We start from the raw sequence: 6,228 nt of genomic DNA on the forward strand, positions 1-6,228 counted from the left end.
TGTGCACATGAAATGGCAAGGTCGACGCAGAAGCCGGAATATCGAAGACAGACGCAGCCGTGGCAGCATGGCACGCGGCGCAGGCGGCATTGGCGGTGTTGGTGTCATCATCGTGCTGCTGATCGGCTATTTCTTTGGCGTGGATGTCACGCCGCTTTTGAACGGTCAGGGGGGTGGCGCAGTCCAGTCCAGCTCTGCCGAGATTACGCCCGCGGATGAGCGTGCCGCTGAATTTGTGGCCGTAACACTGGCTGACACCGAGGAGGTTTGGGCCGATATCTTCAACCGTCAGGTTGGTGCGCCCTACGATCCGCCAACGCTGGTGCTGTTCAAAGGCGCGACACAGTCGGCATGCGGTGGTGCGAGTGCGGCGTCCGGTCCGTTCTACTGCCCGCCAGAAGAAAAAGCCTATCTGGACACTGATTTTTTCGTGACGATGGAACAGCGCCTTGGCGCAGGCGGCGACTTTGCAGCAGCATATGTCGTGGCCCATGAAGTTGCGCATCACGTTCAAAATGAACTTGGTATTCTGGGACAGGCCAACCTGATCCGGCAGCAATCACCTCGCGCGGAATCAAATGCCATTTCCGTGAGGATCGAGCTACAAGCAGACTGTTACTCTGGCATCTGGGCACGCACCGCACAGGAAAAATTCGGATCGCTTGAGCGCGGTGACATTGCCGAGGCAATGAACGCTGCAGCCCAGATCGGTGATGATACGTTGGCCCGCAACGCCGGTCGTACTGTGCAGCCGCATACGTTTACGCACGGCACAAGCGCGCAGCGGCAGCGCTGGTTTCAGCGCGGATTTGAAAGCGGTGACATGACCGATTGCGACACGTTTTCCAGCGACCAACTTTAGCGCAATTCGGGCAGATCATAGATTGACCCTTTGGCACGCCTGACTTAAACGACACGCCTGAAGCCGGTGTGGCGGAATGGTAGACGCAGGGGATTCAAAATCCCCCGACAGCAATGTTGTGCCGGTTCGAGTCCGGCCACCGGTACCAGCTTCAAATCAAATGACGACAGCCGCATTTGCGGGTCTTTGATGCGCCTTAATTTGAACAAATAGTGATTCCCTGAACCGCACAATCTATGCGTGTCGTGGCCTTTTACTGTTCTTTAATATCTTCAAAACAGGGCGATTATCCGCAGCAACGCAACAATGTGCAGCAGGTTTCGTTGACGTGGTGACGCTACGTTAACCTGAATTGGCGATGTGCTTGGGCTGAACAAATGGAAACAGTTTTGCCCTGATATTGGACGATATTGGGGGTATTTGGCCCTTAATGCACGATTTTTGAGCGCAATTGAATTTCGCTGTGCACGCATTGGAAACAATGCCGCCGCATTTCACCAAGTTGACGCAGTGTCCTAGGCTAAATCAGCTTCTCAATTCTGCCCTAAACGGCAGGTTTTCGCCATTTTTCCCTTTGTTAAATCGCAGCATGCCGATACGTAGGTGAGGCCCAACTGGGGGGCAAACCGGTCGATTGGGGCGACCGGGCCTGAAACCGCATTGGTTTGAGGTGAATGAATGTCTGCAACGCAAGGGGCGATCCCGACCGACAGCAGAGTGATGTGTGTGGTTCCTCATTTGGGAGCTACTGGCAGTTATCGGCAATGGCTTTTGGGCCATCCTTTGGCTGTCGACAGGTTTCTAAACGAGGGTTGCGTGCCCCGTGGTGATTAGGAGACGACAGGATGACGTTTAAGATTGATTGGGATCATATTGGATCCGATGGCAGCCAGACACTGACACAGGACGGCCAGTCCGTTCAGGTTTCGGTCTCAACCCCCGAGAACGCAGAGCACAAGCAGTGGTTTGTCGAGAACGGCATGCTCAAGAATTGGGACGTCAGAACAGACAGCAACGCGGACATCCGGTTCGATCAAGAGGTCGAGAACGTCAAGTTCACCCTCCTGGACGTCGATAACTGGGACGAAATTACCATCATGACAAAAGATGCAGACGGGAATCCTGTCCCTGTCTCGTTTGAAGTCACCGGTAACCACACAGTAAACGGCAACACCGTTGTCGGCGATCACAACACATCTAACGGCCCCGGCATGGATGACGGCAGCCAGGATATCGAAGTCTGCATCGCAGGTCCGCTCAAGACGTTCTGGATTGTTCTGGATGATGGACCGGGCCGCGACTATTCCAGCACCGTTGCCGTTAGCGACATCACATTCGATCTGCCGCCGCAGCTGGACGGTTATGTGAACGGCAATGACGATGATAACATCATCGACGCCGGATACCTTGATGATCCGCAGGGCGACAAAATTGATAACAACGACGAAATCCTGCCCGGTGAAGCCGCGCAGGATGATGTTGTTCTGGCCGAGGGCGGCAACGACGTTGTGCGCTCCGGCGCTGGCGATGACGAAGTTTACGGCGGGTCCGGCAACGATATGCTGTTTACCGGCGGTGGTGACGATCTGGCCTACGGTGGAACGGGCGACGACAAGATCGAAGCAAGCGCGGGCGACGACCTTGTTTTTGGCGGCGATGGTAACGACGACCTTTGGGGTGGCAAGAACAACGACACGGTTGTAGGCGGTCTTGGCAATGATACGGTCAACGGCGGCGACGGCGATGACCTTGTTGCCGGCGGCAAAGGCGACGACAATCTGGTCGGTGGCGCAGGTAAGGACACCGTGTTTGGTGGCGCTGATTCCGACAATATCGATGGTGGCAGCGGTGATGACACGCTGATCGGCGGCGGCATCAGCTTTAACGGCACGCTTGATTTCAATGACCTTGCAGCCGGCGATTTTGTAAACGGTCAGTATGCGGCCAATGGCGTGCACATCTATTCCGCTGACCCGCATAATCCGGTGATGATTTTTGATTCTGCCAACCCAACAGGTGGCGATCACGATCTGGGGTCCGATACGCTTGGTAACATTCTGATCCTGTCCGAGGACCGCGATGGCTCCGATCCTGATGACAATGCATCGGGCGGCACATTTGTATTTGATTTTGACGGTCCGGCGACCGTTGAGTCGCTTGATTTCAAGGACATCGAAGGCGGTGCCTGGATCAAGCTTTACGACATGAACGGCAACCTGATCCGTCAGATTGACACCGCGCAAACCGCCAATCAGGGCGAGTTGAGCCAGACCATCGACACAGATGGCGTGGTGCGCATGGAAGTCATCATCAACGGCTCCGGCGCGATTGATAACCTGTCCTACACACTGGATGGTGAGGCGCTGGATACAGGCGACACCATCAAAGGTCAGGACGGCGATGACGTAATCGACGGTCAGGCTGGCGATGACGAGCTGTTCGGCGGTGCCGGCAACGACGACATTCAAGGTGGTGCTGGTAACGACCTGATCGAAGGTGGTTCGGGTAACGACGTCCTGTGCGGTGATGAAGACGAAGGCAGCGATGGCCGCGTCGACGAACTGACCCTGAACTGGACATCTGCGGCACCTGTCGGCACTGGTCTGGGTGCGGCACAGACATATTCTGTTGGTGGCATGGACGTGTCTGTTTCGTTCAACCAGCAGGACGATGGCGCCGTTGCCGAAATCCGCGACACAGACATGTATGTTGAGGCGGGCGAGAACTTTGCCGCCAACTCCGGTCTGTATCTCTATGGTCTGGGTGGTGAAGGCGGCGTTGATAACACATCGACAACCACGCTGACATTCTCGTCTGACGACAGCGCCTATGGCGACGAAGTTCAGAATGTTTCGTTCCGTATCAATGACATCGACAACGGAACTGATGCAGATGATCACATCGACATCGTGACTGTTCGCGCCTTCGACGCGGATGGGAATGCGGTAGCTGTGACCATCACGCCAGAAAACGGCGCACAGGTTGTCAACGGCAACACCGTCACTGGCGGCGTCGAAGACAGCAGCGGTGTGACACCGGCGTCTGCGGCAGGCTCTGTTCTGTTTGAAATTGCAGGTCCCGTGGCCCGCATCGAAATCGACTATGATAATGGCGAGACAACCGACCAGCGTGTCGATGTGTCCGATATCAACTTCTTCACCACTGCGGCCGACACTGTCAGCGAAGGTGGCGATGACACAATCTTTGGTGGCACCGGCGACGATGTGATCTTCGGTAAGGTCGGCGACGATCTTCTGTCCGGTGACGCAGGTGCTGATACCGTCTTTGGCGGCGCTGATGCCGATACAATCCTCGGCGGTGCCGGTGATGTGGTCGACGGTGGTTCCGAAGGTGACGACAACGACGTTCTGGACCTGACCGGGCAGGGTGAATTCATCCTCACCGGCCCTGATGGCACTGGCGATCCGATCCCGGACAGCAACGGCAACGGCATCGACGGCAAGGTCATCTTTGTTGACGAAAATGGCGACCCGACAGGCGAAGAGATTGATTTCGTCGAGATCGAACAAATCCTTGGCACGCCATTCAACTTTGGCCCTGACGCAACCGATGACGGCTTTGGCGTGGGCGAAGATGATGGTGCAACACCGCTTGGCAATGTCATCACAGGCAACAACGGCAACGGCGCCGATAGCGATCCTGAAAATGATCCGCTGACCGTCACTGCGGTCGATGGCGACCCTGCAAATGTGGGCCAGCCTGTTGATCTGGCCGACGGCGGCACAGTTACGATCAATGCAGATGGCTCGGTCTCATTCGATCCTGATGGTGACTTCGAAGACCTTGGCGAAGGCGAAGAGGCCACAGTTTCTGTCACTTACACAATCGCTGACGGTCAGGGCGGCGAAGACACTGCCACCGTAACCTTTACAGTCACCGGCACAAACGATGGCCCGGTTGCCACTGACAACGCCTATACCGTTGACCAGAACGAAGACGCTGGCGACACCGATGGCAACGCGATTACCGAAAACACTGGTGCTGGCGAAGACAGCGATGTTGACGATGACCAGTCCGATCTGGCGGTCAGCCAAGTCAACGGCGCGGCTGGCAATGTCGGCAACGTGGTTGCTGGCGACAATGGTGGTCTGTTCACAGTCAACGCTGATGGCACAATCGACTTTGATGCCAACGGTGAATTTGATGATCTTGGTGCTGGCGATACGGCCTCGACCTCGATCACTTACACGATCACCGATCCCGATGGTCTGGAAGACACGGCCACAGTCACCTTCACGATCAACGGCACGAACGATGATCCAATTGCGTGTCCTGACCTCTATATCGTGACTGAGGACGAGACGACTGGCGATGTTGATGGCAATGTCATCACCAATCCGTCCGACAACAACGCTGGCCTCGACATCGACCCCGATGGCGACACGCTGACGGTTGTCGGTGTGAATGCACCTGACAGCGGTGTCGGCGATGTGATCGCTGGCGATAATGGCGGTACATTTGTCATCAATCCCGACGGGTCATTCGACTTCTCTGCCAACGGTGAGTTCGAAGAACTGGCACCGGGGGAATCCGCCGAAACATCCGTGACTTACACGGTGTCCGACGGTAACGGCGGCACAGCAACAACGACGCTGACGATCCGCGTCAACGGCCTGAACGATGGTCCTGTGGCTGTAGATGATGCTGGCACAACAGACGAAGACGCCGATCCTGCTGACGAAATTCTGAACGTGCTCGGCAACGACACCGATCCGGAAGATGATCCGCTGACAGTGGCCGAGGTGAACGGCGATCCCGCTGGCGTGGGCACACCAGTTGCAGGCGACAATGGCGGTCTCATCACGATCAACCCCGATGGATCGACATTCTTTGATCCAAATGGCGAGTTTGACGATCTGGACGAAGGTGAAGAAGCCACAACAACAGTGACTTACACTGTGACTGACCCGTCCGGTGAAACCTCGACGGCGATGGTGACAATAACGGTCACTGGCACGAACGATGCACCTACCGCAGTGGCCGATACCGATGCCACCGATCAGGACACGGCGATTGTGTTGGATAACGTGCTGGGCAATGACGAGGACCCTGAGGATGATCCTCTGACGGTCTCCGAAGTTGACGGCGATCCGGCCAATGTGGGCCAGCCTGTGGACGGCGATAACGGCGGTAGCTTCACCATCAACCCCGATGGCACGGCCAGCTTCGATCCCGATGGCGACTTTGACGATCTGGGCGAGGGCGAGACGCAGGAGACCACGGTCACCTACACCATCGTCGACGACAACGGCCTCACAGACACCACAACCGTCACCGTCACAGTGACCGGCACAAACGACGGCCCCGTGGCTGTCGCCGATACCGGCACGACGGATGAGGATACG

General features: G+C 56.4%; 2 protein-coding genes and 1 tRNA gene. All 3 read left to right on the plus strand.

Going from position 1 to position 6,228, the window contains the following annotated elements; genetic code table 11:
* Window positions 1-7 precede the first annotated feature (7 nt).
* Complete coding sequence (ypfJ, locus tag V8J84_RS13600; protein ID WP_339932028.1) at window positions 8-862, plus strand: KPN_02809 family neutral zinc metallopeptidase; 855 nt, start codon at window positions 8-10, stop codon at window positions 860-862.
* Between the two features lie 62 nt (window positions 863-924).
* A tRNA-Leu gene (locus tag V8J84_RS13605) sits at window positions 925-1,010 on the plus strand.
* A gap of 697 nt (window positions 1,011-1,707) precedes the next feature.
* Window positions 1,708-6,228: Ig-like domain-containing protein (locus tag V8J84_RS13610; protein ID WP_339932030.1), on the plus strand; the 4,521-nt coding region annotated here is incomplete at its 3' end.

The sequence above is a fragment of the Yoonia sp. 208BN28-4 genome (genome assembly GCF_037543925.1).
GTDB lineage: Bacteria > Pseudomonadota > Alphaproteobacteria > Rhodobacterales > Rhodobacteraceae > Yoonia.